Origin of the sequence: Streptococcus sp. HMSC066F01 (genome assembly GCF_001837335.1) — a bacterium.
Lineage (GTDB): Bacteria > Bacillota > Bacilli > Lactobacillales > Streptococcaceae > Streptococcus > Streptococcus oralis_S.
Genome location: NZ_KV832118.1, coordinates 123759 through 150070 on the forward strand (window position 1 = coordinate 123759; position 26312 = coordinate 150070).

Annotated in this window: 28 protein-coding genes and 2 pseudogenes; 28 read left to right on the forward strand and 2 right to left on the reverse strand. The window is 41.1% G+C overall.

Translation table 11 applies throughout. The features are described 5' to 3' along the window. Positions 1-39 precede the first annotated feature (39 nt). From HMPREF2655_RS04890 to HMPREF2655_RS04940, 11 genes and pseudogenes are all read left to right on the forward strand, one after another. Entirely contained in the window at positions 40-732 is a 693-nt protein-coding gene (locus HMPREF2655_RS04890) for a YwaF family protein (RefSeq protein WP_070837921.1), read from the forward strand. A 143-nt stretch (positions 733-875) separates the two neighbouring features. Beyond that, positions 876-2420: a peptide chain release factor 3 gene (locus HMPREF2655_RS04895; RefSeq protein ID WP_070837923.1), complete on the forward strand. Its 1545-nt coding sequence runs from the start codon at positions 876-878 to the stop codon at positions 2418-2420. Positions 2421-2869: 449 nt separating this feature from the next. After that, positions 2870-3355: an immunity protein YezG family protein gene (locus tag HMPREF2655_RS04900; protein WP_049501116.1), complete on the forward strand. Its 486-nt coding sequence runs from the start codon at positions 2870-2872 to the stop codon at positions 3353-3355. Between the two features lie 45 nt (positions 3356-3400). After that, a complete protein-coding gene (locus tag HMPREF2655_RS04905) occupies positions 3401-4060 on the forward strand; it encodes a hypothetical protein (protein ID WP_049501117.1) in 660 nt (219 codons plus the stop codon). A gap of 42 nt (positions 4061-4102) precedes the next feature. Continuing rightward, a complete protein-coding gene (locus HMPREF2655_RS04910; protein WP_070837925.1) occupies positions 4103-4588 on the forward strand; it encodes an immunity protein YezG family protein in 486 nt (161 codons plus the stop codon). 145 nt (positions 4589-4733) lie between these two features. Then, positions 4734-5543: an Imm47 family immunity protein gene (gene imm47 / locus HMPREF2655_RS04915; RefSeq protein ID WP_070837927.1), complete on the forward strand. Its 810-nt coding sequence runs from the start codon at positions 4734-4736 to the stop codon at positions 5541-5543. 238 nt (positions 5544-5781) lie between these two features. Then, positions 5782-6354 carry a suppressor of fused domain protein gene (locus HMPREF2655_RS04920; protein ID WP_000872726.1) on the forward strand — a complete coding sequence of 191 codons (573 nt, stop codon included), beginning with the start codon at positions 5782-5784 and terminating at the stop codon, positions 6352-6354. A gap of 426 nt (positions 6355-6780) precedes the next feature. After that, positions 6781-7527: a hypothetical protein gene (locus tag HMPREF2655_RS04925; protein WP_180364315.1), complete on the forward strand. Its 747-nt coding sequence runs from the start codon at positions 6781-6783 to the stop codon at positions 7525-7527. A 39-nt stretch (positions 7528-7566) separates the two neighbouring features. Further along, positions 7567-8238, forward strand: a complete 672-nt coding sequence (locus tag HMPREF2655_RS04930; protein WP_070837930.1) for a hypothetical protein — start codon at positions 7567-7569, stop codon at positions 8236-8238. Between the two features lie 153 nt (positions 8239-8391). Further along, a pseudogene (locus HMPREF2655_RS04935) lies at positions 8392-9195 on the forward strand (beta-carotene 15,15'-monooxygenase). Positions 9196-9231: 36 nt separating this feature from the next. Continuing rightward, a complete protein-coding gene (locus HMPREF2655_RS04940) occupies positions 9232-9702 on the forward strand; it encodes a hypothetical protein (protein WP_070837932.1) in 471 nt (156 codons plus the stop codon). Positions 9703-9900: 198 nt separating this feature from the next. On the opposite strand, the pseudogene HMPREF2655_RS04945 reads toward HMPREF2655_RS04940, so the two are convergent. Together HMPREF2655_RS04945 and sstT are read right to left on the reverse strand one after the other, a co-directional pair. Next, positions 9901-10853: pseudogene (locus HMPREF2655_RS04945) on the reverse strand (aromatic acid exporter family protein). A 49-nt stretch (positions 10854-10902) separates the two neighbouring features. Next, complete coding sequence (gene sstT, locus HMPREF2655_RS04950) at positions 10903-12114, reverse strand: serine/threonine transporter SstT (RefSeq protein ID WP_049550256.1); 1212 nt, start codon at positions 12112-12114, stop codon at positions 10903-10905. A gap of 149 nt (positions 12115-12263) precedes the next feature. On the opposite strand from sstT, the gene HMPREF2655_RS04955 reads away from it, so the two are divergent. The 17 genes from HMPREF2655_RS04955 to priA all read left to right on the forward strand — a co-directional run. Further along, on the forward strand, positions 12264-12824 hold the full coding sequence (locus HMPREF2655_RS04955; RefSeq protein ID WP_001150569.1) for a mechanosensitive ion channel family protein: 561 nt from the start codon (positions 12264-12266) through the stop codon (positions 12822-12824). Between the two features lie 57 nt (positions 12825-12881). Further along, positions 12882-13790 (forward strand): magnesium transporter CorA family protein, encoded by a 909-nt coding sequence (locus HMPREF2655_RS04960; RefSeq protein WP_049550257.1) that lies wholly within the window; start codon positions 12882-12884, stop codon positions 13788-13790. Between the two features lie 17 nt (positions 13791-13807). Next, a complete protein-coding gene (locus HMPREF2655_RS04965; protein ID WP_006153778.1) occupies positions 13808-14335 on the forward strand; it encodes a YqeG family HAD IIIA-type phosphatase in 528 nt (175 codons plus the stop codon). Positions 14336-14337: 2 nt separating this feature from the next. Further along, positions 14338-15444 (forward strand): ribosome biogenesis GTPase YqeH, encoded by a 1107-nt coding sequence (gene yqeH, locus HMPREF2655_RS04970; RefSeq protein ID WP_070837934.1) that lies wholly within the window; start codon positions 14338-14340, stop codon positions 15442-15444. 85 nt (positions 15445-15529) lie between these two features. Next, entirely contained in the window at positions 15530-15841 is a 312-nt protein-coding gene (gene yhbY, locus HMPREF2655_RS04975; protein ID WP_000060169.1) for a ribosome assembly RNA-binding protein YhbY, read from the forward strand. Between the two features lie 53 nt (positions 15842-15894). Beyond that, positions 15895-16524 carry a nicotinate-nucleotide adenylyltransferase gene (locus HMPREF2655_RS04980; RefSeq protein ID WP_070837936.1) on the forward strand — a complete coding sequence of 210 codons (630 nt, stop codon included), beginning with the start codon at positions 15895-15897 and terminating at the stop codon, positions 16522-16524. Beyond that, on the forward strand, positions 16524-17117 hold the full coding sequence (gene yqeK, locus HMPREF2655_RS04985) for a bis(5'-nucleosyl)-tetraphosphatase (symmetrical) YqeK (RefSeq protein ID WP_070837937.1): 594 nt from the start codon (positions 16524-16526) through the stop codon (positions 17115-17117). The genes HMPREF2655_RS04980 and yqeK overlap by 1 nt, the downstream gene beginning before the upstream one ends. Then, complete coding sequence (gene rsfS / locus HMPREF2655_RS04990) at positions 17118-17471, forward strand: ribosome silencing factor (RefSeq protein ID WP_001003007.1); 354 nt, start codon at positions 17118-17120, stop codon at positions 17469-17471. It begins immediately after the preceding gene. A 205-nt stretch (positions 17472-17676) separates the two neighbouring features. After that, positions 17677-18417, forward strand: a complete 741-nt coding sequence (locus HMPREF2655_RS04995) for a class I SAM-dependent DNA methyltransferase (protein WP_070838340.1) — start codon at positions 17677-17679, stop codon at positions 18415-18417. Positions 18418-18426: 9 nt separating this feature from the next. Then, entirely contained in the window at positions 18427-19524 is a 1098-nt protein-coding gene (locus HMPREF2655_RS05000) for a nucleotidyltransferase (protein WP_042767959.1), read from the forward strand. 132 nt (positions 19525-19656) lie between these two features. Further along, entirely contained in the window at positions 19657-19911 is a 255-nt protein-coding gene (locus HMPREF2655_RS05005; protein ID WP_173425167.1) for a type II toxin-antitoxin system Phd/YefM family antitoxin, read from the forward strand. 3 nt (positions 19912-19914) lie between these two features. After that, positions 19915-20169, forward strand: coding sequence for a Txe/YoeB family addiction module toxin (locus HMPREF2655_RS05010; RefSeq protein WP_042767962.1), 255 nt, complete (start codon positions 19915-19917; stop codon positions 20167-20169). Positions 20170-20370: 201 nt separating this feature from the next. Continuing rightward, positions 20371-22020: a P-loop NTPase fold protein gene (locus tag HMPREF2655_RS05015; RefSeq protein ID WP_142352129.1), complete on the forward strand. Its 1650-nt coding sequence runs from the start codon at positions 20371-20373 to the stop codon at positions 22018-22020. Between the two features lie 183 nt (positions 22021-22203). Next, positions 22204-23817, forward strand: coding sequence for a ribonuclease Y (locus tag HMPREF2655_RS05020; RefSeq protein WP_070837939.1), 1614 nt, complete (start codon positions 22204-22206; stop codon positions 23815-23817). Between the two features lie 134 nt (positions 23818-23951). After that, positions 23952-24578 (forward strand): guanylate kinase, encoded by a 627-nt coding sequence (gene gmk / locus HMPREF2655_RS05025; protein ID WP_000775041.1) that lies wholly within the window; start codon positions 23952-23954, stop codon positions 24576-24578. 24 nt (positions 24579-24602) lie between these two features. Continuing rightward, positions 24603-24917, forward strand: coding sequence for a DNA-directed RNA polymerase subunit omega (gene rpoZ / locus HMPREF2655_RS05030; protein ID WP_002875802.1), 315 nt, complete (start codon positions 24603-24605; stop codon positions 24915-24917). Between the two features lie 65 nt (positions 24918-24982). After that, positions 24983-26312: replication restart helicase PriA (gene priA / locus HMPREF2655_RS05035; protein WP_070837942.1), on the forward strand; the 1330-nt coding region annotated here is incomplete at its 3' end.

A 26312-nucleotide genomic window follows, 5' to 3' on the forward strand; every position in this document is an offset into this window, starting at 1 on the left:
AAACTAGAGAATAGAAAAAATAAGAGTTAGGATAGAAATATGTTCCATCAATTTATCACCAGATCTCAAACGGTTCCTCCTCCCATTTCCCTCTTTTGGTATGGGATCATGATGCTTACTTTAGTGCTTTGTATTTATGGAGCACTTGCTTATCACAAGAATCCGAAATTTGTCCGCTTGTTTAAGGGGATTCAGATCCTCCAGTTGCTAGCCCTATATAGTTGGTATGTTGGCTTTGGGATTCCATTTTCTAATAGCCTTCCATTTTACCATTGCCGTTTAGCCATGTTTGCGGTGGTTTTCTTGCCAGATAAATGGCGGAGCAAGCAATATTTTGCCCTCTTAGGAGCAAGTGGAGCGGTCTTTGCCTTGGTTTACCCGGTTTTTGACCCCTATGATTTCCCCCATATTACCAGTTTTTCATTTTTGATTGGGCACTATGCTCTTCTAGTGAATTCATTGGTTTACTTGATGAATCACTATGATAAGAGCCTACTAAAGAAATATATGATTGTAGCCTATACCTTTATTCTCAACCTCTTTCTAGTTGGGGTTAATCAGGTGACGGGTGGAAATTATGGTTTGTTAAACAAGACACCTTTTATTCCAGATGCGCCCTTGTGGTTAAAATACCTTCTTGTGTCCGTCATCCTTTCACTGGCTCTGGTTCTCTTTGATATCTTGTTCAAAAAACGGTGGAAAAAGAGAAATCAGGTGCAATCTGTGCTCTAGCTTGCCTTTTCATCGGATGAGCAATTGAAAAACTCCCCAAAATCCGCTATAATGGAGAGTTGAAAGGAATGGTAAAATCCAATGTAAACATCATTCTTAGCTACTGAAACAACTAAAAATAGAACATCAAAGAAAGAGAACTTATGACTATTCAAGAAGAAATCAAGAAACGCCGTACCTTTGCCATCATCTCTCACCCGGACGCGGGGAAGACAACCATCACTGAGCAGTTGCTCTACTTTGGGGGCGAGATTCGTGAGGCTGGTACGGTAAAAGGGAAGAAAACAGGGACTTTTGCCAAGTCTGACTGGATGGATATTGAGAAACAACGTGGGATTTCGGTCACGTCATCTGTTATGCAGTTTGACTACGACGGCAAGCGCGTGAACATCCTCGACACACCAGGGCACGAGGATTTCTCAGAAGACACCTATCGGACCTTGATGGCGGTGGATGCTGCAGTCATGGTTGTGGACTCTGCCAAGGGTATCGAGGCGCAGACAAAGAAATTGTTTGAGGTTGTGAAACATCGTGGTATTCCAGTCTTTACCTTTATGAACAAGCTAGACCGTGATGGTCGTGAGCCGCTGGACCTCTTGCAAGAATTGGAAGATGTCTTGGGTATTGCGAGCTATCCGATGAACTGGCCGATCGGGATGGGGAAAGCCTTTGAAGGCTTGTATGACCTCTATAACCAACGCTTGGAGCTCTATAAAGGGGATGAGCGTTTTGCTAGTCTAGAAGATGGAGATAAACTCTTTGGCAGCAATCCTTTCTACGAGCAAGTCAAAGATGATATTGAGCTTTTAAATGAAGCTGGAAATGAGTTTTCAGAGGAAGCAATCCTTGCTGGAGAATTGACACCTGTCTTCTTCGGTTCAGCTTTGACAAACTTTGGTGTGCAGACCTTCCTTGAAACTTTCCTTAAGTTTGCTCCAGAACCACATGGTCACAAGAAAACAGATGGCGAAATTGTGGATCCTTATGACAAGGATTTCTCAGGATTTGTCTTTAAAATCCAAGCCAACATGGACCCTCGTCACCGTGACCGCATTGCCTTTGTCCGTATCGTATCAGGTGAGTTTGAGCGAGGGATGAGTGTCAATCTGCCTCGTACTGGGAGGACTGCCAAGCTTTCTAATGTCACCCAGTTTATGGCAGAAAGTCGTGAGAATGTGACCAATGCCGTAGCAGGTGATATCATTGGGGTTTACGATACCGGTACTTATCAGGTTGGGGATACCTTGACAGTTGGAAAAAATAAATTCGAATTTGAACCACTGCCAACCTTTACGCCTGAAATTTTTATGAAAGTTTCTGCTAAGAACGTCATGAAGCAAAAATCCTTCCACAAGGGGATTGAGCAATTGGTGCAAGAAGGAGCTATTCAGCTTTACAAGAATTACCAAACAGGCGAATACATGCTAGGAGCTGTGGGACAACTCCAGTTTGAAGTCTTTAAGCACCGCATGGAAGGCGAGTACAATGCAGAAGTGGTCATGAGCCCGATGGGTAAAAAGACCGTTCGTTGGATCAAGACTGAGGACTTGGATGAACGGATGTCCTCAAGCCGCAATATCTTGGCTAAAGACCGTTTCGACCAACCAGTCTTTCTCTTTGAAAATGACTTTGCCCTCCGCTGGTTTGCAGATAAGTATCCAGACGTAGAGTTGGAGGAAAAGATGTAAATCGTTACAAATGACTAGCAACACAAAGTTGCTGTCATTTAACGGTAACCGCTATGGCGGTTTACCTAAACGCTTCACTAGGTAAAACCCACGAATGGTATCGGTTCGTGGGTTTTGCCGTCGTAACATAAAGGAAGCGAACTAGCTAACTGCCTCACTAACTACGTTTGGCAAATAGAATCGATTTGCCAAACTCCGTGTCGTAGTGTAAAATCGGCTTACCTAAACGCCTCACTAGGAAAAATCCACGAATATTATTAATTCGTGGATTTTTTCGTTGGAAAGGATAGAAAGTTGCTATACCTAGCGATATGATTGGTCCATTTTACTGTTTTATTGAGGCAATTTTGCCCTATTTGAGCAAATTTTATAAGAGTAAGTTGGTTTCTGTTCTTTATGGTATACTAGAGATACAGATAAAATGTGAATACACCAAACCGGAGGAACATATGGAAAAACAGATTAATGAGAAAATTATCGAAATCGTGCATCAAGCCAACGATATGATTCCAGTTGAGTGGGATGATTTGTATATTGTAACCGAGATGGACAAGACATATAGTGGTGAAGCCTATTTCTATTTTAAGTATAAAAATCACTATCATTACCATCTGGAAATGTCAGAAGATTTTGGCCTATCGATGATGGATATTCTAAGCGAAAACAAGGTTTTATTTAAAAAATCAGAAGATCTGAAAAGAGTGTTTATTGAAAATAATTTGGCAGATTGGTACATTTGTATCATCCATTTAGATGATAACAACAAGCTTTCAGTCGACTATGACTATGCTCCATGGAATAAAAGTAATTTTGGACCAACTGCTCAAATGAACTTTTTCAGATATCAATTTTTAGGATTTGAACCAAGAAACGAAAAAGAACAAGAACAGTTCAAGGCTATGGAAGCCTTCCAGCAGGAACATAATGGAAAATAGTTTGCTTGGATAAGAGGAATAAGACCAGATTAGTGAGGAAATTCAATGGTTAAATTTTCAAAAATAGATAAACAACTAAAAAAAGAATTGAAAAAAGTTCAGCGCAATGCAGCAAAAAAATTACAGTTAAAGTCTCGAGATTGGGCCTATTTCAACAAAGTGGGAGACTATTTGGTTTCGTATATGATTGATATTAAATTTCCAGATAATAAGTTTCGTCTAATTATTCGCACGGATATCAAACCATATATTTTGGATGATATTTTTTGGGAAGTTTTTGATATGGCGAGTAATTCGCAGGAACCAATGAGTCTTCGAGCTGTTGGAGCTTTCACAGTTGATTCCTTATCCTTACCAACCAAAATCAATGAAGAAGACTGGACGATGGAGGACCTTGACTTAGAAAAAGTCGAAGCTAGGGTTTTCGAGGTGCTCTCAGAAGTGCATGAAGAAGTTCTTAAACGTATCAATGGGTTCGACAGTTTTGAAGATTTTTATAACTATGCTGTTGAGAATTCATCAAATCCTGCTCGATATGATTTGATGGGGATGCTATTAATGATCCATCGCGAGAAATATCAAGAGGCACTCCAAATGGCAGAAGATTTGATCGCAAAGCGTAAATTCGGAGGTTTCCAAAATAAGAATAAATGGATCAATGAATACATTGTGGATTATTGTAAAGAAAAACTCAAGGCAGATTAGGAAGTCTTGTGTTTAAATGTATAATCCAAATCGGAGGATAAAATGGAAAAACAGATTAATGAGAAGATGACCGAGATTATATATAAAGTAAATGATATGATTCCAGTTGAGTGGGATGATCTTTATATTAATTTTGAAGTGGATAAGACGCTTAGTGGTGGCGTGATATTTTTCTTTAAATATAAAGGAGAATATCATTATTACATGGATATTCCATCTTTATTTGCTATCCCTAAGACAGAATTCAGAATAGATTACATAAATCTTTTTGCTTTAGGTGAAGATATGAAGAAGATTTTCATCGAACAGGGTCTGGCAGAGTGGTCCGCCTTTACAATCAAAGTGGATGAAAACAATAAAACCTTTTTGGACTTTGACTATGCACCATGGAATAAAAGTAAATTTGGACCAACGGATAGAATAGAATTCTTTGAATACAAATACCTCGGCAAGCAACCAGCTAATGAAAAAGAACTTGAGTTGTTCAAGGCTATGGAAGCCTTTCAGCAAAAATATAACGAGAACTAGTTTCATGGATAAACGACCACCTTCATGGTGGTCTTTTATGGTATACTGGGAGTGTAGAGCCAGTAAATTTGGTGATAACTTAGCATCGGTCAGAAAGCAAGTAACAAATTTCCAAAAAAAGTATTGAGATAAAAGGAGAACGGGGATGGGAAACAAACTGTTAATGCCAGGAATGTCGTTCGGTCACGTTAGTTCAGTAGCGCTTGAAGATTTAAAAAGGGGCTTACTTTCAGTAAATGATGAGAGAGAATGTGTATTGCTGATTGCTGAAATCTTAAAAAAGGGAGATTTTACAGTAAAAAACTTGCTGATTGACTTGATGAACCAGACAAAAGATGAAGCAGTACTCAATATTTGTATTCGATTGTTTTGTTCAGTTTGTACACATGATGATTTAAAAAAAGTTGAAAATTTTCATTTTTTAAGTTCGGCTTCAGAATTTGCGGTATTTACTTTTGTCGCTGGCGCTGTGGAAACAATGTCCTATGAAGTCGTTCCTTACCTTCTTACTCTGTGGGAGGAGTGGGAAGATACAGAAACCGAAGTGGAGTACGTTATTCAAGATGCTTTGGATAGTTTTCTCAACTATCGTTCAATTATAGAAGAAAATGCAAGATTAGAAGAAGTTGGAAGTTTATATTTTGATGTAATAAAGCACAAGAACTTAGATTACTATTATTATAAAACTCTTCAGGTTTTTCCTGGTTTATTTACACAAGAAATTATGACTGCTCTTTACATCGCTGCTCAAAAAGAACAGAAATACCATCTTTATCTTCAGGCTTCCCTTCTTTCTATTTATACAGGCAAGCAGGTCCCAGTGGACACCAATGCTCTTATTTCAAAAAATGAAATTGATTTGATGGTTCGTTATATTGATGACTTATCAGACAAAGACTGGACGGAAGGTATGAAATATTTTTACGGCCATCCAGTTGAAGAACTTGTAAAATAATGAAATGGACAATTGATAACAAAGGACTACCCTCGAGGCGGTCTTTTATTGTTTTCCAAACGCTAGTCCATAGGGTTTATGGTATACTGGGATTATAGAGTCAGTTAATTTGGTGATAATCTGGCAGAGGTATCATCAAACTCTAACGCCTTTTGTGAGAATTTCCATAAGAGTGTAGTGAAACTGAAAGATAACATAGCTCATGCTGGACCAAACTTTAAGAGGAGAATGAAATGAAATGAAATACGATAAAATTAAAATTGCACAGGAAATAGCCAGAGCTGTAGGGGGAGTTCCTCAAGCCTATACATTTAGAAATCACGATAACAAATTAGATTTATTTATTGGAGAGAATCGTCCGGACGATTATTTAACAACAGCAGCAACAATCGGCTTATCTGAATATACCATTTATCGTCGAATAAATGATAAGCCTTTAAGAGTTGAAATCATTGGAGCAGCTGATGCAGAGCTGGAATATTTTCCAAATATTATAGCAGATTGTGGTTTTAATATCGTGAGAGGAGAATATAGCATCTCTCCTGGTGCAGTCTATCCAAATATAATTAGAAATTACTATCCTAATGCAAAAGTAAATCATATTTTTTTCACTCAGCCTTTCTTGTGGGAACTGGAGTCTTTTGATTTTGATGAAGAGTATGTTACGTGGCTACAAGCTATCCCTATTACAGAAGCTGAGCTTCAATTTATAGAAAAGCATGGAGCCGAAGTAGGAGCGCAGAAGTTGGAAGCATTGTTTGAAGAGCATCAGATAGATGTTTATGATTTTATGAGGCCTTCTGTAGTGTAATAAATTTTCTATCTTTTTTCAGGGGCAGGAGTAGAAACCTGCTTTTTTAAAAACTCATCAATATCCGTTGTAAGTCCGATCTTCCTTTCAGCTGATGTGCGAATTCCGTCATTGATGGAATCTACTACATATCTGATGGGAATGAGGCACGCAATTTTATAGAGTAGCTCTCCGAAAGGAGCTGGTAGCTACGATGAACACTCTATGGATTTGAATTTTTCTCTTATACTTTATTAGTTCAAAAAATTTTTTGCTCTAACCACCCTAGAGGTGGTCTTTTATTGTTTTCCAAACGCTAGTCCATGGGGTTTATGGTATACTAGTAGAACAGTTTATCTATGGGATAAGAGACTGATTTCATGCAAGTCAAAAGGGGAAGGTCAGAAATGTGCGCCTTTTCCTGAAAGAAACTAGAAAGAGAAAGAGATGTTTTTAGGAAGACGTCGGATATTTTTTAACCAATACTATGACAAGGCGATTTATTATGATCGCAAAACCCACGAACTTTTGGAGGCACCAAAGAGCAAGCTCTTGGACACAGAAAAGTCTAGCAAGATGAATCGCCATATCCCCCTATTGGTAGTCCTCTTGTTATCAAGTGGTAGTGGGTTGATTTCCTTCTTCCGCTTGTTTATACAAGGAACCTATACCATGTCTACCTTCTGGAGTGTTCTTCTCATTTGGCTAGGGCAGTTTGCTTTCATCACCATCCTTGTCGAACGCGCCTTGTATCGAAATGTCAACAGAGCTCAGGTGACTACTCAAACTATCTGTCTGGCGCTTATGGAAAAGTCAGAGGAAGCAAAGGAAGCTGAGGCGGAGATGAGTGAAAAAGATAGTCGCAATGCTACTCGCTGGATAAGAGCGTTGCTCTCTCTGGTTCCCTTGGTTGGATTTTTCTATGCCTATAATTTTATTTGGAATTACCAAGAGAGGTTGGGCACTCCCATTGGAGGAGAGATTGTCAAGATTATCCTAACAGGACTTTTATTAGGCTTGACATTTGTTCTTTATAACCAAAACAATTTACCCAGAATATTTGATATCTTGGATCGCTTTTATGCTAGAAAACTGAGCCTCATCTGTCGAGCAGATGACAATCCAGATGTCTATCTGGAAGTAAGTATGGGGACAGATGAAGAATTTGTCATTAAGGAAGTTCAGAAGGACTGAGAGCCGTTTTTGAAAGAGTGAGATAGAAAGAGGTAGAGTATGTTTTTTCTGAGACGTCGTCGGGTTTTTATCGGAGAATGCGATGGTCAGGCGGTTTACTATGACCAAAAGACTGGGGAGGCCTTGGCTGCTCCAAAGAGTGTTTTACTCAATACGGAAGGTGCTTATAAGACCAATGCTTACATTCCTGAAATGGTTATTTTTCTGATGGCAGGTGGACCTGGTCTCTATGGCCTCCTTTCAGCCTTGGATATTGGTGTCTATAACTGGACCAGTTTGAGCTATGTTTTACTATTGTGGCTGGCTGAGTTTCTATTATTTACCGCTATTCTTGAGCGAGGACTTTATAAAAATGTGAGCAAGGCTCAGCCAACAACGGAGAAGGTGTTTTACTACGCAGTGTCACATAATTTGATGGTGAGGGACGAACACTTTGATCCAGCTGAGGCATCTGCTACGATCTATCGAATCACTCGTTATATCATACTTGCCTTTGTTATCTATCTTTTGTATGTTTTTTACGACTGTACTCAAAAATTTGGGCAACCAATCGAACGCGGCTATGATTTTTGGGGAGCAGGTATAATGTTCTTTGCGCTCTTTCTGTTTTATAACCAAAACAATCCCGTTCGTTTTGTGAAGATTATGAAGCTATACAGCCAAGGGAAAATCTTGTTCAAGAAAGAACCGGAGAACGAAACGTGTAACTAGGTGTTAGGGAACAGTCAAATCCCAGAAAGTGGGTGCTGTATCTTTAACGAGGCGAGGTGTAGTTGCTACGATAGCTGCTATGTGATGTTCTCCTCAAATGGAAGATTCTCAAGAATATACGGCGTTCTGCCAGATGAAATTTGGAGATAAACAATGAAAGACATCCGTATTTTCGGTGCCGGCTTTGAAAGAAGTATGCGCATTGTGACCCAGGGGGATTTTGCTTTTCAGGGATTCTGATCTATGGCGTATTAATCGGGATACCAGAGTTGATAGGTGTAGATAGTGATGTTCAGGTCATTTCTCTGGAAGCAGGATTGCTGATTCATAACATGAGTAGCTTTCTTAAGCCCTTTAATCTGACGGTATATGCGATATCGTATGTAGGAATGGTGCTTGTTTTTTGGCCCCAAAAAACGTTTGACTAGCCAGCTTTGGACCTACTTTCCTTTCTATTTTGCCATGTCCATTTGCGCTTTCATATCAGGACTGTACTTTGCCAGTGCAGTGGCCCATGATGCCTATACATGGCTGGGTTTCTGGCTTGAGCTTGGGCTAGGCTTGACTCTCTTTTTCTGGATTATTCTCAATAGTATCCAGAATCTCAAGCGCAGACTAAATGATCAAGAGGAAAAGTCAATCCTCAAGCAGCTAGTTAAGATTCTCGCTGGAACCACGGCAGTTCTCTTTCCAGTGTCGCTGGTCTATCATCTGCTATATCAAGTCCCTCTTCAGTGGTATTTCTATATTTTGGGTTTGTTTTTGCCAGTTTGGTTTGTCATCGGAGCTCATTTTATCGCCTTTATGATCAATGTCCATATCTTTCAAGCCTACTATATCTACAAATACCCAGAGGAGTATAAGGATTATTTAAAGATATCGGACCAAGAATGGTATAGCAAACGATACTATAAAAAGTTGGTTAAAAGTGGACAGTTGCAGGAAGAGAGAATATGAGGAAATTGGTTTTCCTATATGAAATAGAGGTTATTTATGAAAATAAATGATGATGTTATTAAAAGTTTAATCTCGATTCCTTTTTTAAAGGAAAGTAGAGAAACGACTGTTCCCATCAAACAGATAAAGAAACTGCAAGAAGCAGAGAAGAATATTAATAGTTTAAAATGGGAGAATTTTGTGTTAGAAAAAGATGGTGATTTTAGTGTGTATCTTTTTAAAAACCAGAGTGACATTTATAAACACTGGAATTCACTGGCAAATAATGCAAAAGAGGAAATAATTCCTGAAATTGAAGCACGATTAGATAACCTGATCGGGGAAGGTAAACTAGTAGCATCCATGAAAGATCAGATTCTATTTGATATCATCGGCTTGGCTATCTACTTGACCATCAAAAAAGAGGTGCCCCAAGCTGAGTCAAGATTTTTCGATGATTTGTATGCCTTATATCAAGCAGGCTACATTCCTTGCGGATATGCGGGTGGACAATATAAAGTCTTCTAGCTTGTTGGATTGTTATGAAAGTCAATCTAACTGTTGAAACAGTCTGTGAATTTTTAGGTATGGCTAGTCTGGATAGAGATTTAGGTTCTACAGAAGATATCCCTGTTTTGATGATTCCAAGGGCAATGGTTAAATAAACTTACCTTCCAAATGCAAAACACAAGAACCTCAGAGGAATTCTCTGAGGTTCTTTGCGTTTTAGTTTCCATATTTTTGGTAAAAATCGACCTTGACCTTGATAAAGGTTTCGGCTTCACGTAGTAGTTGCAGGAGGGTGGCACGGGTTTCAAACTCCTCACGTGTTTTCGGGAGACTCCGATTGCGGAAGACTTGCAGATAGCGTTCGATGTCATCAAGTAGGTCATGAGCAGGATTGGTCTGGCTTAGCTGGGCAGCAATCTTAGAAAAGAGCTGGGCCAAGATCAAACTCTCACTGGCGGCCAGGTGACAGGTATTAATCTGCTGGGCCATATTTCGCAGGATACGACTTTGTCGCTGTCTCATCTCAAAGTAATGGATGTGGTAGTCCGTCTGGTGAAAGAGGTGATTCGAGTGATCCAGGTAGACCAGTTTGAGGGCTTCATCGAGGAGCTTGTCTAATTGGTCAACGAGTTGGGCTTGGTTGCGTCCGTCTCCTCTTGAGAGATAGTATTTAAAGCGAAGCAGGATGTCTTTTAACTTTTCTTCGACCTGAAGGTGGTAGCTTTGGATGGCTTTCTCACGAGAGGGCATATAAAGGTTGACCAATAGGGCAAAGCTTGTCCCGATGAGAAAGAGGAGCACTTCATTGAGCAAGAGCTCTGGGGAGGTAGACTCCTGTACCAAGAGATGACTGACCAAGACACTGCTAGGGGTGATGCCGATTTCCCAACCCATTTTGTAAGCAAGAGGGACATAGAGAGCCAGATAGATGGCTAGGCTCCAGATATGAAAGCCCGTCAGCTGAAAGGCTAGAACACCGATAGAGAGCGCTAGGATCATGGAAAAGAGGCGGTTACGAGCCAACTTCAGCGTGCTTCTGCGTGTGTCGGAGAGGCTTAAGAGAGCGATGATTCCAGCTGAAACTGCTGATGATAAATCTAAAAAATAAGCGAGAAAACAAGCGAGACAGGTCGCTAAGTCAGTTTTGTCGTACGTTGAGTGAGAGACATGAAAATTTCCTAAACTAATAGAGTCAAGTGTTTAACGAGGAATCAGAGACTAGGGACGAAGTTTTCGGTTTGTAGCATACTCGGCAACCGCTGTAAAGAGAACATCTGTTGAAGAGTTCAGGGCTGTTTCACAGGAGTCTTGAACGACCCCAATCACAAAACCGACTCCGACAACCTGCATAGCCAAGTCGTTGGAAATCCCAAAGAGGCTACAAGCCACAGGAATGAGGAGAAGGGATCCCCCAGCGATTCCAGAGGCACCGCAGGCAGAAATGGCAGCCACGACACTGAGCACAAATGCTGTCCCAAAGTCTACCGAGATTCCGAGTGTATTGACGGCAGCTAGAGTCAGGACATTTATGGTAACAGCAGCACCAGCCATATTGATGGTTGAACCAAGCGGGATGGAGACAGAGTAGGTGTCAGGATTCAGCCCCAAGTCTTGACAGAGTTTCATATTGACAGGGATATTTGCAGCAGAGCTACGAGTGAAAAAGGCTGTAATACCACTGACACGTAGGCATTTCAAAACAAGGGGATAGGGATTTTTCCTCATAAAGAGAAAGGCGATGAGCGGGTTGATGATGAGAGCAACAAAGGCCATAGTAGCAATCAAAAGTCCTAGGAGGATACCGTAGTTAGCCAAACTGGCAATGCCCTTGTCAGAGATGGTCTTGAAAACCAAGCCTAAAATCCCAAAGGGAGCTAGGTTGATAATCCATTCCACGATTTTAGAGGTGACATCTGCCATGGTTCTCAGTAATTCTTTACTGTGTTTACTTGCCTCTCTCATAGCCAAGCCAAAGATGACTGCCCAAGAGAGAATCCCGATATAGTTGGCTTCAACAATAGCATTCAAAGGATTATCCACCAGTTTGAGCAAGAGGTTGCTGAGGACTTGACCGATACCGTCAGGAGCAGCAACTTCTGTATTTGCACTGGTCAGGGTGATTTGCACAGGCAGTAAGAAACTAGCTAGAACGGCTACCAATGCAGCAGCAAAGGTTCCGAGCAAGTATAGGAAAATAACAGTTTTCATATTGGTGTTTTGTCCCTTTTGGTGTTGGGAAAGGGCGTTGGCAACAAGGGCAAAAACCAAAATAGGAGCGATAGCTTTCAGTCCGCCTACAAAGAGGTCTCCAAGCAGGCCAATTCCTGTAAGGTTTGGAAAGAGCATCCCTAATGTAGCTCCCGAAATCATTCCAATAAGGATTCGTTTGATGAGGCTTGCCTTGGTCCAGGCTCTAATGATTCGTTTCATAGCAGTCTCCTTCAAATGTATTGTTTATAATTATAGTATAAATATGCTATAGAGGCAAGTGATATTTTGAAAATAGGGCCGATAATTGAATAATTATGAAAGAAAAGAGAAGGGCGATTTTATGGTATAATAGGAAAAAGGAGTTTTATATGCAAGATTTTTTTCAACGCTATTTTGATAAACTTGATTTAACAACCATATTAGAGAATCTCTTGACCAAGGTGATTTCTCTTTTGATTTTGTTTTTACTATTTTATATAGCTAAAAAGATGCTTCATGCGACTGTACGAAAGATTGTCAAGCCCTCACTTAAATTTTCAAATCGAGATGCAGGAAGGCAAAAGACCATCTCGCGTTTGCTGGAGAATGTCTTTAACTACATTCTTTATTTCTTCTTGCTCTACTGTATCCTGTCTATTTTAGGACTGCCAGTTTCTAGCCTCCTTGCTGGTGCGGGGATTGCTGGGGTGGCCATTGGTATGGGGGCGCAAGGCTTTCTATCTGATGTCATCAATGGCTTCTTCATTCTTTTTGAACGCCAGCTTGATGTGGGTGATGAAGTCGTTCTCACAAATGGACCGATTACCGTTTCTGGAAAGGTCGTTAGCGTAGGGATCCGTACAACGCAACTGCGAGGTGATGATCAAGCCCTTCACTTTGTTCCCAATCGCAATATCACCGTCGTCAGCAATCTATCTCGTACTGAATAGGCCGGCTATTTTAGCAGATTTATGGTACAATAGAAGGAGTTTGGTAAAGGAGAGAGTATGCTATTTGTAGAGAAAAAATTAGGTCACGATTGTACATGGATAGATCTTGATGTAGACAAGATCAAAAACATGGAAGACCTTTCGGATGTCTATGGATTGGACAAGGAAACTATCGAGTATGCTCTGGATAGAAATGAGCGTGCCCACATGGACTATCACCGTGAAACGGGAACGGTAACCTTCATTTATAATGTTCTTGATTTAGAAAAAGATAAAGAATATTATGAAGCGATTCCGATGACCTTTATCGTTGAAAAACAACGGCTGATTACAATTAGCAATCACAAGAATAGTTATGTGATTAAACGTATGGCAACCTACCTTGAAAGCCATGAAGTTGTTTCAATCTATAAATTTCTTTTTGCCAGTTTAGAGATTATTAGCAATGCTTACTATCCAGTGATTGAAGAGATGGATAAAAGTAAGGATGAAATCAGTGCACTTCTTCGTCAAAAAACAACTAAAAAAAATCTTTTTGCCCTCTCTGACTTGGAAACTGGTATGGTTTACCTGACAGCAGCTGCCAAACAAAATCGTCTCCTCTTGGAACACATCCAAGGGCATGCTCTTTATCGCAATTTTAATGAGGTAGAAAGAGAGCAGTTTGACGATGCCATGATTGAAGCACATCAGTTGGTTTCGATGACAGACTTGATTTCTCAAGTTTTGCAACAACTCTCAGCCTCTTACAACAACATCCTAAATAATAATCTAAATGATAATTTGACAACTTTGACCATTATCTCAGTCTTGTTAGCTATCCTTGCGGTTATTACAGGATTCTTCGGAATGAATGTTCCTTTACCGTTTGCAGATGAACCAAATGCTTGGATTTATATTTTGATAGCTAGTCTCATTTTATGGGTAGTCTTAGCCCAATGTTTAAAGAATATTGCTAGAAATTAAAAAGAAAAGGAGCCAGAATGGCGATTGAAAATTACATGCCAGACTTTGCTGTGGAAGCAGTTTATGATCTGACAGTCCCAAGCCTGCAAGCGCAGGGGATCAAGGCTGTTTTGGTCGATCTGGACAATACCCTCATTGCTTGGAACAACCCTGATGGGACGCCAGAGATGAAGCAATGGCTACATGACCTTCGGGACGCGGGCATTCGCATTATCGTGGTCTCAAATAACACCAAAAAACGAGTTCAACGTGCAGTTGAGAAATTTGGGATTGATTATGTTTATTGGGCCTTGAAGCCTTTCACATTTGGGATTGACCGTGCCATGAAGGAATTCCACTATGAGAAAAATGAAGTGGTCATGGTCGGCGACCAACTTATGACAGATATACGAGCAGCCCATCGTGCAGGCATTCGCTCAATTTTGGTCAAACCCTTGGTCCAACACGACTCCATCAAAACGCAAATCAACCGAGCTCGCGAGCGTCGTGTCATGAAGCAAATCACTGAAAAGTACGGACCGATTACATATAAAAAAGGAATTTAACTATGGAAGAAATTCTCTGTATTGGTTGTGGAGCAACCATTCAGACGACAGACAAGGCTGGTCTTGGATTTACTCCCCAGTCGGCACTCGAAAAAGGTTTGGAGACAGGCGAAGTCTATTGCCAACGCTGTTTCCGTCTCCGTCATTACAATGAAATCACAGATGTTCAGTTGACGGACGATGATTTCCTCAAACTCTTGCACGAGGTTGGAGACAGTGATGCCTTGGTGGTCAATGTCATTGATATCTTTGACTTTAATGGCTCTGTCATCCCAGGCTTGCCACGCTTTGTATCGGGTAATGATGTTCTCTTGGTCGGAAATAAAAAAGATATTCTGCCCAAGTCAGTTAAACCGGGCAAGATTAGCCAGTGGCTCATGGAGCGTGCTCATGAAGAAGGACTTCGTCCAGTGGATGTCGTCCTGACTTCGGCACAAAACAAACATGCAATTAAGGAAGTCATTGACAAGATTGAACACTACCGTAAGGGCCGTGATGTCTACGTAGTTGGGGTGACTAACGTTGGAAAGTCAACTCTCATCAACGCCATTATCCAAGAAATCACAGGTGACCAAAATGTCATCACGACTTCGCGTTTCCCAGGAACAACCTTGGACAAGATTGAGATTCCGCTTGACGATGGATCTTATATCTACGATACGCCGGGAATTATCCACCGCCACCAGATGGCCCACTACTTGACGGCCAAAAACCTCAAGTATGTCAGCCCTAAAAAGGAAATCAAGCCCAAAACCTATCAGCTTAACCCTGAACAAACCTTGTTTCTAGGTGGTCTCGGACGCTTTGACTTTATTGCAGGAGAAAAACAAGGATTCACTGCTTTCTTTGACAATGAACTCAAACTCCACCGTACCAAACTTGAAGGGGCTAGTGCTTTCTACGACAAGCACCTCGGAACCCTTTTGACGCCACCAAATAGTAAGGAAAAAGAAGACTTTCCAAAACTGGTTGAGCATGTATTTGCCATCAAGGACAAGACTGACCTGGTCATCTCAGGCCTAGGATGGATCCGCGTAACAGGCACCGCCAAAGTCGCCGTCTGGGCACCAGAAGGCGTCGCAGTCGTCACACGAAAAGCAATTATTTAAACACAGAAAGGAAAGGGTTGTCTTTATTAAGGCGAGCATTGCGAGCCCATAGAAAAGTATTAAAAGAAACTCTTTTAAAGAAATTATGTCATTAACATCGAAACAACGTGCCTTCCTCAACAGTCAGGCACACACCCTCAAACCCATCATCCAAATCGGAAAAAATGGTCTCAACGACCAAATCAAAACCAGCGTACGTCAAGCTCTTGACGCCCGTGAATTGATTAAAGTTACGCTCTTACAAAACACAGATGAAAACATCCACGAAGTAGCTGAAATCTTGGAAGAAGAAATTGGTGTGGATACTGTCCAAAAAATCGGACGCATCTTGATTTTGTTTAAACAATCCAGCAAGAAAGAAAATCGCAAGATTTCTAAAAAAGTCAAAGAAATCTAAGACTGAAACTCCAAGAAACTGTTTCTACAGAAAATTTAAAGGAAGACGAGCCTATGGCAATCGAATTATTGACTCCCTTTACCAAGGTAGAGTTGGAGCCAGAAATCAAGGAGAAAAAACGCAAACAAGTCGGGATCTTAGGGGGAAATTTCAACCCTGTTCACAATGCCCATCTTGTTGTAGCAGACCAAGTACGACAACAGTTGGGACTGGACCAGGTCCTGCTTATGCCTGAATACCAACCACCTCATGTAGATAAAAAGGAAACCATCCCCGAGTACCATCGGCTCAAGATGCTTGAGTTGGCGATTGAGGGGATTGAAGGCCTCGCCATTGAAACCATTGAGTTAGAGCGCAAGGGCATTTCCTACACCTACGACACTATGAAGATTTTGACAGAGCAACATCCAGATACGGATTATTACTTCATTATCGGGGCTGATATGGTGGACTATCTGCCTAAATGGTACCGAATTGATGAGCTGGTCGACATGGTTCAGTTTGTTGGAGTTCAGCGCCCGCGCTACAAGGCAGGGACTTCCTATCCAGTTATCTGGGTGGATGTGCCTCTCATGGACATCTCGTCCAGCATGGTGCGAGACTTCATTGCCCAAGGTCGGAAACCTAACTTCCTCCTACCTCAGCCAGTGCTAGACTACATAGAGAAGGAGGGGCTTTACTGATGGCATACCAAGACTATATCAACTGTTCCCGAGAGGCTTTGTTGGAAAAAATGGCAGAGCTTCTACCTGAAAAACGGTTAACCCATTGTTTGGGGGTGGAGCGTGCGGCCATAGAACTAGCTGAGAGATTTGGATTCGATAGTGAGAAAGCTGGTCTAGCAGGACTTCTCCACGACTATGCTAAAAAGCTGTCAGATCAGGAATTCCTAGACTTGATTGACCGTTATCAGCTAGACCCCGACCTTAAAAACTGGGGCAATAATGTCTGGCATGGCATGGTTGGTATCTACAAGATTCAGGAAGATTTGGATTTGCATGATCCAGAAATCCTGCGAGCTATTGAAATCCATACAGTCGGTGCTGGTCAGATGAGCGACCTGGATAAAGTTGTCTACGTCGCAGACTATATCGAGCACAATCGTGCCTTTCCAGGAGTGGATGTGGCGCGTGAAATTGCAAGTTTGTCGCTCAATAAGGCAGTGGCTTATGAGACAGCTCGTACCGTGGAGCATTTAGCTCATCAGGGATTTCCCATCTATCCCCAAACCCTTGAAACCTATAACGCCTTTGTGCACTATTTGAAAGAGGACTAAATGAACGAAAAAGAATTACTAGAACTAGTCGTGAAAGCGGCTGATGAGAAACGTGCGGAGGATATCCTTGCACTTGATGTACAAGATTTGACCAGTGTGACGGACTACTTTGTCATCACGAGCTCGATGAATAGCCGTCAGTTGGACGCTATCGCTGACAATATCCGTGAAAAAGTAGCTGAAGCTGGCTTTAAAGGTAGCCATGTTGAAGGCGATGCAGCGGGAGGTTGGGTTTTGTTGGACCTCGGCGGTGTCGTTGTGCATATCTTCTCAGAAGAAATGCGTGCCCATTATAACCTAGAAAAACTATGGCATGAGGCGGAGTCTGTAGATATTTCTGAAGCCTTGGCCTAGTAGATGAACTCAGTTACAGTCAACTGGGTTTCTTTGCTTATTTTAAAAGAAATTGATGGAAAGGTGAGAGCGTCGTGTTTTGCTCATCTCGAAACTGAACACGAGCTAAAAGCTGCGAGAAAAAGAGTAACTTCCTTTGTATCTGATGATACAGCAGAAAGTTTCCTATTTTCTCCTTGCTTTTAACGCTCTTTGTATCTTAATTATGGCAACTTACGAAACCTTTGCGGCTGTTTACGATGCTGTGATGGACGATAGTTTATACGATAAATGGACGGATTTTTCGCTGCGTCATTTGCCTAAGACCAAGGAGAGAAAGAAGCTTTTGGAATTGGCTTGTGGGACAGGTATCCAGTCTGTTCGCTTTTCTCAAGCTGGCTTTGATGTGACAGGCCTTGACTTGAGCGCAGATATGTTGAAGATTGCGGAGAAGAGAGCGACTTCAGCAAAACAAAAAATTGCTTTCCTGCAAGGCAATATGCTGGACTTGTCTGAGGTAGGTACTTACGACTTTGTCACTTGTTACTCGGACTCAATCTGTTACATGCAGGATGAGGTGGAAGTTGGGGATGTTTTCAAAGAAGTCTATAATGCCCTTAACGAAGATGGGGTATTTATCTTTGATGTCCATTCGACCTACCAGACAGATGAAGTTTTTCCAGGCTATTCTTACCATGAAAATGCGGAAGATTTTGCCATGCTCTGGGATACCTACGAGGACGCAGCACCCCACTCTATCGTGCATGAGTTGACTTTCTTTATCAAGGAGGTTGATGGTTCCTTTAGTCGCCACGATGAAGTGCATGAGGAGCGGACTTATGAGGTTTTGACCTATGATATTTTGCTGGAACAGGCTGGATTCAAGTCCTTCAAACTCTTTGCGGACTTTGAGGACAAGGAGCCAACAGAAACCAGTGCCCGTTGGTTTTTTGTCGCGCAGAAGTAGGAGATTACCATGACCATTACAGGTATTATCGCGGAGTTCAATCCTTTTCATAATGGGCATAAATACCTGTTGGAACAGGCTAAAGGGTTGAAAATTGTGGCCATGTCTGGAAATTTCATGCAGAGAGGCGAGCCGGCTATCGTTGACAAGTGGACACGGGCTCAAATGGCACTGGAGAATGGAGCAGATCTGGTAGTGGAATTGCCCTTTTTAGTCAGTGTTCAGGCAGCAGATTTCTTTGGCCAAGGAGCTGTAGATATCTTGGGTCGGTTGGGGATTGATACCTTAGCCTTTGGGACAGAGGAAATTCTGGATTACCAGAAAATTGCAGACTTATACACAGAGCAAGGTACTGAGATGGAGAAATTTGTGGAAAATCTGCCTGATTCTCTCTCTTATCCCCAGAAAAGCCAAGCCATGTGGAAGGAATTTGCAGGTCTCGATTTTTCAGGCAATACGCCTAATCATGTCCTTGCTCTGGCCTATGCCAAGGCGGTTGCAGGACGCAACATCAAACTGCATCCGATTCAGCGTCAGGGAGCGGGTTATCATTCTGTGGACAAGGATGTGGACTTTGCCTCGGCGACAGCCCTCCGTCAGCATCAATCAGACCAAGATTTCTTAGAACGCTTTATGCCTTCTGTTGCTCTCTTTGAGCAGTCCAGTAAGGTGAGTTGGGATGACTATTTTCCCTTGCTCCGCTATCAAATCTTGTCAAATTCAGACCTAACGACCATCTATCAGGTCAATCAAGAAATGGCTGTGCGCATCAAGGAAGCTATCAAGAAGGCTCAGTCTGTTGACGAATTGGTCGAGGCGGTTGCCACCAAGCGATACACCAAAGCGCGTGTCAGACGCCTTTTGACCTATATCCTGGTGCAGGCCAGAGAAAGCGACTTGCCAGAAGCCATCCATGTCCTAGGATTTACAGAAAAAGGCAGACAACATCTCAAGTCTCTGAAAGAGCAGGTCCATCTAGTCAGCCGAATTGGCAAAGAACCTTGGGATGATATGACTCAAAAGGCAGACCAGATTTACCGACTGGGACAACCAAGTATAGCAGAGCAGAATTTTGGCAGAGTGCCGATTAGAATAGAAACAAACTAAGTCTACTGAAAGGTAGGCTTTTTTAGAAGATTTTCGAATAAATAGATAGAAAAGAAAAATCTTGTACAAGTTCCTGACAATTTCTTTCTTTTCGTGTATAATAGTGGAAAAGAGGTAAAACGAGGTATGGTTATGGAAGCAGTTCTTTACTCAACATTCCGAAATCATTTAAAAGACTACATGAAGAAGGTAAACGATGAATTTGAGCCTTTAACGGTGGTCAATAAAAATCCAGATGAGGATATTGTAGTCCTTTCAAAGAGCGAGTGGGATAGTATTCAGGAAACCCTGAGAATCGCTCAAAATAAGGAACTTTCTGACAAGGTCTTGCGAGGAATGGCTCAAGTTCGTGCTGGAAGCACTCAGGTACATATGATTGAGGAGTGAGAAATGCTGCTCAATTTTACAGAAGATGCCTGGGCGGATTATTGCTACTGGCAAACTCAGGACAAGAAAACATTAAAAAGAATCAACGTGCTAATCAAGGATATTCATCGCGATCCTTTTTCAGGAATTGGTAAACCAGAACCACTCAAGTATGACTATCATGGAGCTTGGTCACGTCGTATTGATGCAGAAAATCGCTTGATTTATATGATAGATGGAGATAGCGTGGCTTTCTTGTCCTTCAAAGATCATTACTAAGTCTACTGAAAGGTGGGCTTTTTTATTTTAGAAATTTTAGCTAGCAAATTGAAGATAAAGTCTTTGAGAAATGATAGATTTCCTAAGTTAAGAAATCAGTGAAAAATTTTAGTATAATAACTAGGTTCTTGTCCCTTGAATCCGCTTTATAACTCTTATTTTGTGGTATAATCATGATAATATAGATTAAAAGGGGTATATATGAAAAATATAATGACGAGGATTCTTAATTTTTTTCTGAATTTCAAACCATTAAAATATTTATTGAAAAGGCCATCATGGAGTAGTAATGTTAGAATTGTTGAGTGGTACAAAATATTTATAGCCAGTATATGGGTACTATATCTTGCACTTGAGATTGAACAATTTAAACGCTTTGCTTTACCTATTTATAAATTTGTATCTAATTATAATTTTTTAAAAGATATTATTTCAATTTTGTATGTGAATCGTGTAATAATATTGTTAGCACTGACTATACCAACAATACTATTCTGGTTTTTAGACATAATTTTAAAAAAAGTTAATTATAAGAAACTAGACCCAGAGCTATTTCCAGAATATGACTTGGATGACCATCCTTTTCAAACTCATCTGGTGGAGTTTTTAAATAGTCCTGACTCTATTCATAATGTGTACTGGCTGGATGGTTCTTGGGGGAGTGGGAAAACATTTTTTATAAAGACGTTTTTTGAAAATCAAATTTACAAAAAGAAAGAAATCTACTATATTTCCTGCTTTGGTATAAAAACAAGAGAGCAAGCCGAGAGAATATTGATTAATGAGATAGAAAAACAATCCATACTCGGAAATTTGGACTTTATTCCACTTGTTGGAGGAGTTTTTAAATGGTTCTTTAAAACAGTTGGAACGGATTTGATGAAGCGAGATTCTATCATTATTTTTGATGATCTTGAACGGGTTTCATATGTAGCAAAATCGGATAAGCCTTCAGATGCAGCAAAATCAGATAACCCTTCAGATTACAATGATTTATTGGGTTATATTGACCATCTTTCTGAGAATAAAAAATTTAAAATTATTGTAATTTTAAATAGTAAGGAAATGGAATCAACAAAGGAAAATCTCATTGATAAAAAATTTAAGCTGAATCATAATCGAATGGTATCTACAGGAGAAGTCATAGATAACATTTTGAAAAAGAGTAAATTGAGAGATGATGACTTTGGAAAAATGTTATCATTGATTTTTAAAATTTATTATGTAGATAAAAATTATAGAGAGGTACAGGAAAAAAACCAACAAATGAAAGAAGAAAAATTGAGTTTGAGAGAATTTCAAAAGTCATTAGAAAAACTTTCAAATAAAACTGATGAAAGCGAGAAAGCAAACTATATTATTAAGTGGATGAATGGTTGGGGAGGAACTGAAAATATTCTAGTCTCACTATTTGAATACTTAGACAAAGATGAAATAGATAAATATTTTGAACATCTTTATGAGAGAAATTCGTACCTGTATTTTGAGATGTTATCGATAATTTTAAACTATGATATTCCTGGTATTATGTCGGATTATCCTTTGGTGTCTATCAATCAGAAAACAATGTATAGTATGTTTGATGTTAAGCAGAAATATTTTTTTGATTTGTTATCATTTTTATGGAAAAAAGGTTTAAAAAATTTATTTATATCAAAAATAGGAGATGAGATAACAGTGGATGATCCTGGAATTCCTGATATTGAGGTAAAAAAATATTTAGTTGAAATTTACTATGGATTACAGAATGGTTATATAAATATAAAAAACCACAAAGATAAACTCAATGAACTATTGAAGAATGAAAAATATCGTGATTTTGTACAAAATTACCTTCGTTTCAAAATCTAAATTACAAATGACTATCAAATATATTTTATTGTAGCATTTAGTCAAAATGAAGATTGAATCAGGCGAACTTTCTCCTAAAATTCACACAAAACTCTTCAATTTGGGTTTGTGAAAATCGATTTTTTATGATAGAATATTAAGGAATGTATGTCATTCGATAAACAAATTTAATGAGGTAAAAACATGGAAATCATGACCATTGCGATTGTTGTTTTTGCCGTCATCATTGGTTTAGTCATTGGATATGTCAGCATCTCAGCTAAGATGAAATCATCTCAAGAGGCTGCAGAGTTGATGCTTCTAAATGCTGAACAAGAAGCAACTAATTTACGAGGACAAGCTGAGCGCGAAGCGGATTTATTGCTAAATGAAGCCAAGAGCGAAAGCAAGTCTCTTAAAAAAGAAGCACTATTGGAGGCCAAAGAGGAAGCCAGAAAATACCGTGAAGAAGTGGACGCTGAATTTAAGTCAGAACGTCAGGAGCTCAAGCAAATTGAAAGTCGTTTGACGGAGAGAGCTACGAGCCTTGACCGTAAGGACGACAATTTGACGAACAAAGAAAAAACACTTGAACAAAAAGAACAAAGTATTTCTGATAGAGCAAAAAACCTTGATGCACGTGAAGAGCAATTAGAGGAAGTCGAAAGACAAAAAGAAGCTGAACTTGAACGTATCGGTTCCCTTTCCCAAACTGAGGCTCGAGATATTATCTTGGCTCAGACAGAGGAAAACTTGACCAAGGAAATTGCTAGCCGCATTCGTGTGGCTGAGCAAGAAGTTAAGGAACGTTCAGACAAGATTGCGAAAGATATCTTGGTTCAGGCTATGCAGCGTATCGCTGGTGACTATGTAGCAGAGTCAACAAACTCGACAGTTCACCTACCAGATGATACCATGAAGGGGCGCATTATCGGTCGTGAAGGGCGTAATATTCGTACCTTTGAAAGTTTGACAGGGGTCGATGTGATTATCGACGATACGCCAGAAGTGGTAACCTTGTCAGGATTTGATCCAATTCGTCGTGAAATTGCTCGTATGACCATGGAAATGTTGCTCAAGGATGGCCGTATCCACCCAGCTCGTATCGAGGAGTTGGTGGAGAAAAACCGTCAAGAGATTGACAATAAAATCCGTGAATATGGGGAGGCTGCTGCCTATGAGATTGGTGCGCCAAACCTCCATCCAGACTTGATGAAGATTATGGGACGTTTGCAGTTCCGTACTTCTTATGGACAAAATGTCTTGCGTCATTCGATTGAGGTTGCTAAGTTATCTGGTATCATCGCCAGTGAACTTGGTGAAAATGCAGCTCTTGCCCGTCGTGCTGGATTCCTTCACGACATTGGGAAAGCTATTGACCGCGAGGTTGAAGGCAGCCACGTTGAGATTGGCACGGAGTTGGCTCGTAAGTACAAGGAACACCCAGTTGTGGTGAATACCATTGCTAGCCACCACGGCGATGTCGAAGCCGAAAGCGTCATTGCAGTGATCGTTGCTGCAGCAGATGCCTTGAGTGCAGCGCGTCCAGGTGCTCGTAGCGAGTCTCTTGAAAGCTACATCAAGCGTCTCCATGATTTGGAAGAAATCGCCAATGGCTTTGAAGGAGTGCAAAATAGCTTTGCTCTTCAAGCAGGACGTGAAATCCGTATCATGGTTAATCCAGGACAAATCAAGGACGACAAAGTCACAATCTTGGCTCACAAAGTTCGTGAGAAAATTGAAAATAATCTCGATTACCCAGGAAATATCAAGGTAACCGTGATCCGCGAACTTCGTGCAGTAGATTATGCTAAATAAATAAGAAAGAGCAGTTGAAATATTACTGCTTTTTTGTTACACTAGATAGAAAGACTGTAGAAGGATAACTGACGCGATCATCAGTATTCGAGAGAAATTTTACTTTATTTCACAGACTAACTAAAGGAGACATAATGGCAGACCGAGGCTTGCTAATCGTTTTTTCTGGTCCTTCAGGAGTTGGGAAAGGAACGGTTAGAAGAGAGATTTTTGAGAGTTCTGAGAATCAATTTCAATACTCTGTATCGATGACGACGCGTGCGCAACGTCCTGGTGAAGTGGACGGAGTGGACTATTTCTTCCGTACTCGTGAAGAGTTCGAAGAGCTAATCCGTCAAGGTCAGATGTTGGAATATGCAGAATATGTCGGTAACTACTATGGAACTCCGCTAACCTATGTCAATGAAACCCTAGACAAGGGAATCGATGTCTTTCTTGAGATTGAAGTCCAAGGAGCCCTTCAGGTTAAGAAAAAGGTTCCAGATGCTGTCTTTATCTTTCTAACGCCACCAGATTTGGATGAATTGCAAGATCGTTTGGTAGGTCGTGGAACAGACAGTGCTGAAGTGATTGCCCAACGAATCGAAAAAGCCAAGGAAGAAATTGCCCTCATGCGTGAGTATGATTATGCCATTGTCAACGATCAGGTGCCCCTCGCTGCTGAACGTGTCAAGCGTGTAATCGAAGCAGAACACTTCCGTGTGGACCGTGTCATTGGTCACTATCAGGAGATGTTGCCAAAATCTCCAACTACTCGATAAACTATAGGAAACAGGTACAAGCAAATGATGTTAAAACCCTCTATTGATACCTTGCTAGACAAGGTGCCATCAAAATATTCACTCGTAATCTTGGAAGCAAAACGTGCCCACGAACTAGAAGCAGGTGCGCCAGCAACTCAAGAGTTTAAGTCTGAAAAATCAACTCTTCGCGCTTTGGAAGAAATCGAGTCTGGAAATGTAACCATTCACCCAGATCCAGAAGGAAAACGTGAAGCGGTTCGTCTCCGTATCGAAGAAGAAAAACGCCGCAGAGAAGAAGAAGAAAAGAAAATCAAAGAGCAAATTGCTAAAGAAAAAGAAGATGGTGAAAAAATTTAAGGTTGGGGGGACTCAATCTTATTTTTTCTATTGCAAGAATGTACTGACAAGAAGGAGGTGAGAAGATGGCTATTGCAAAGATAATCGTGGATGTTCCCCTAATGCAGACGGACCAGCCATACAGTTACAAGGTCCCTGAGGAATTTGTAGAGATGCTGGAAGTCGGTATGCGGGTTCATGTCCCCTTCGGCAAGGGTAATCGTTTGATACAAGGGATTGTGCTTGGCCTGGAGTCCCAGTCGGATGAAGAGATGGAAGGTCAGGACTTGAAGGAGATTGCAGAGGTGCTAGACTTTTCTCCCGTCTTGACTCAAGAGCAACTCTGGCTAGCTGAGGAGTTACGCAAGTCCGTCTTTTCTTACAAAATCTCCATTCTAAAAGCCATGCTTCCAGGATTTTTAAACTCTAGTTATGATAAGATCCTCTATCCTTTGGAAGGTCTGAGTCAGGCAGACCGAGAGCGTCTGTTTGGTTCAGAAGATGCGCTAGTCTTTTCTTCTCTAGACCTTGCCAAACAGGCAGAAATGATGCGCTTGACCAGGAAAGGGCTGCTCCGCTTAGAATACCAGGCAGTCGATCAAAAGAAGGTCAAGACCCAGTCTTGGTATGAGGTTGATGCTACTCAGCTAGAGAAGATTGAGATTTCTGCGCGTGCTAAGAAAAAGGCAGAGCTGAGAGACTATTTGCTGTCTCATCCTGAGAGTGCTCCTCTGGCTAGCTTGTTAGAATTCTACTCACGCGAGCAAGTCAACTTCCTTGTGGAACAAGGTGCTGTGTCCATAGTCCAAAAGGAAGTGCAACGTTCAGCTGCTTATTTCGAAGGCATTGAGGTCAGTCAACCTTTGGAATTGAATCCAGAACAAAGACAGGCGCGTGATGCCGTTGTCAGTGCTATTGGCAGTCAACAGCCTCCATTCCTCCTTCAAGGGATTACAGGAAGTGGGAAAACGGAGGTTTACTTACAGATCATCCAAGGAGCCTTGGATAAGGGTAAGACGGCCATTTTGCTGGTACCTGAGATTTCCCTGACGCCACAGATGACGGAACGTTTTATTGCCCGATTTGGTGAGAAAGTAGCCATTCTCCACTCAGGCCTGTCCAATGGTGAAAAGTACGACGAGTGGCGCAAGGTAGAACGCGGCGATGCCCAAGTTGTTGTTGGCGCTCGATCAGCCATCTTTGCTCCACTGAAAAATCTGGGTGTCATGATTATCGATGAAGAACATGAAGCCAGCTACAAACAAGACAGCAATCCCCGTTATCATGCCAGAGAGGTCGCCATTCTACGGGCCCAGTACAATCAAGCAGCCCTGGTCCTTGGTTCGGCGACACCGAGCTTAGAAAGCCGTGCGCGGGCTGGCAAAGGTGTCTATCAACACTTACGCCTGACCCAAC

Excerpts from the sequence above, each read along its gene's own strand:
- yhbY (WP_000060169.1), top strand. The coding sequence starts at position 15,530 with ATGTCATTAACATCGAAACAACGTGCCTTCCTCAACAGTCAGGCACAC.
- HMPREF2655_RS05010 (WP_042767962.1), top strand. The coding sequence starts at position 19,915 with ATGCTGCTCAATTTTACAGAAGATGCCTGGGCGGATTATTGCTACTGG.
- HMPREF2655_RS04930 (WP_070837930.1), top strand. The coding sequence starts at position 7,567 with ATGTTTTTTCTGAGACGTCGTCGGGTTTTTATCGGAGAATGCGATGGT.
- yqeH (WP_070837934.1), top strand. The coding sequence starts at position 14,338 with ATGGAAGAAATTCTCTGTATTGGTTGTGGAGCAACCATTCAGACGACA.
- HMPREF2655_RS05015 (WP_142352129.1), top strand. The coding sequence starts at position 20,371 with ATGAAAAATATAATGACGAGGATTCTTAATTTTTTTCTGAATTTCAAA.
- HMPREF2655_RS04895 (WP_070837923.1), top strand. The coding sequence starts at position 876 with ATGACTATTCAAGAAGAAATCAAGAAACGCCGTACCTTTGCCATCATC.
- HMPREF2655_RS04900 (WP_049501116.1), top strand. The coding sequence starts at position 2,870 with ATGGAAAAACAGATTAATGAGAAAATTATCGAAATCGTGCATCAAGCC.
- HMPREF2655_RS04905 (WP_049501117.1), top strand. The coding sequence starts at position 3,401 with ATGGTTAAATTTTCAAAAATAGATAAACAACTAAAAAAAGAATTGAAA.
- imm47 (WP_070837927.1), top strand. The coding sequence starts at position 4,734 with ATGGGAAACAAACTGTTAATGCCAGGAATGTCGTTCGGTCACGTTAGT.
- HMPREF2655_RS04965 (WP_006153778.1), top strand. The coding sequence starts at position 13,808 with ATGGCGATTGAAAATTACATGCCAGACTTTGCTGTGGAAGCAGTTTAT.
- HMPREF2655_RS04940 (WP_070837932.1), top strand. The coding sequence starts at position 9,232 with ATGAAAATAAATGATGATGTTATTAAAAGTTTAATCTCGATTCCTTTT.
- HMPREF2655_RS04925 (WP_180364315.1), top strand. The coding sequence starts at position 6,781 with ATGTTTTTAGGAAGACGTCGGATATTTTTTAACCAATACTATGACAAG.
- HMPREF2655_RS04890 (WP_070837921.1), top strand. The coding sequence starts at position 40 with ATGTTCCATCAATTTATCACCAGATCTCAAACGGTTCCTCCTCCCATT.
- HMPREF2655_RS04910 (WP_070837925.1), top strand. The coding sequence starts at position 4,103 with ATGGAAAAACAGATTAATGAGAAGATGACCGAGATTATATATAAAGTA.
- HMPREF2655_RS05005 (WP_173425167.1), top strand. The coding sequence starts at position 19,657 with ATGGAAGCAGTTCTTTACTCAACATTCCGAAATCATTTAAAAGACTAC.
- rpoZ (WP_002875802.1), top strand. The coding sequence starts at position 24,603 with ATGATGTTAAAACCCTCTATTGATACCTTGCTAGACAAGGTGCCATCA.
- gmk (WP_000775041.1), top strand. The coding sequence starts at position 23,952 with ATGGCAGACCGAGGCTTGCTAATCGTTTTTTCTGGTCCTTCAGGAGTT.
- HMPREF2655_RS04920 (WP_000872726.1), top strand. The coding sequence starts at position 5,782 with ATGAAATACGATAAAATTAAAATTGCACAGGAAATAGCCAGAGCTGTA.
- HMPREF2655_RS05000 (WP_042767959.1), top strand. The coding sequence starts at position 18,427 with ATGACCATTACAGGTATTATCGCGGAGTTCAATCCTTTTCATAATGGG.
- rsfS (WP_001003007.1), top strand. The coding sequence starts at position 17,118 with ATGAACGAAAAAGAATTACTAGAACTAGTCGTGAAAGCGGCTGATGAG.
- HMPREF2655_RS04960 (WP_049550257.1), top strand. The coding sequence starts at position 12,882 with ATGCTATTTGTAGAGAAAAAATTAGGTCACGATTGTACATGGATAGAT.
- HMPREF2655_RS04955 (WP_001150569.1), top strand. The coding sequence starts at position 12,264 with ATGCAAGATTTTTTTCAACGCTATTTTGATAAACTTGATTTAACAACC.
- sstT (WP_049550256.1), bottom strand. The coding sequence starts at position 12,114 with ATGAAACGAATCATTAGAGCCTGGACCAAGGCAAGCCTCATCAAACGA.
- HMPREF2655_RS04995 (WP_070838340.1), top strand. The coding sequence starts at position 17,677 with ATGGCAACTTACGAAACCTTTGCGGCTGTTTACGATGCTGTGATGGAC.
- HMPREF2655_RS05020 (WP_070837939.1), top strand. The coding sequence starts at position 22,204 with ATGGAAATCATGACCATTGCGATTGTTGTTTTTGCCGTCATCATTGGT.
- HMPREF2655_RS04980 (WP_070837936.1), top strand. The coding sequence starts at position 15,895 with ATGGCAATCGAATTATTGACTCCCTTTACCAAGGTAGAGTTGGAGCCA.
- yqeK (WP_070837937.1), top strand. The coding sequence starts at position 16,524 with ATGGCATACCAAGACTATATCAACTGTTCCCGAGAGGCTTTGTTGGAA.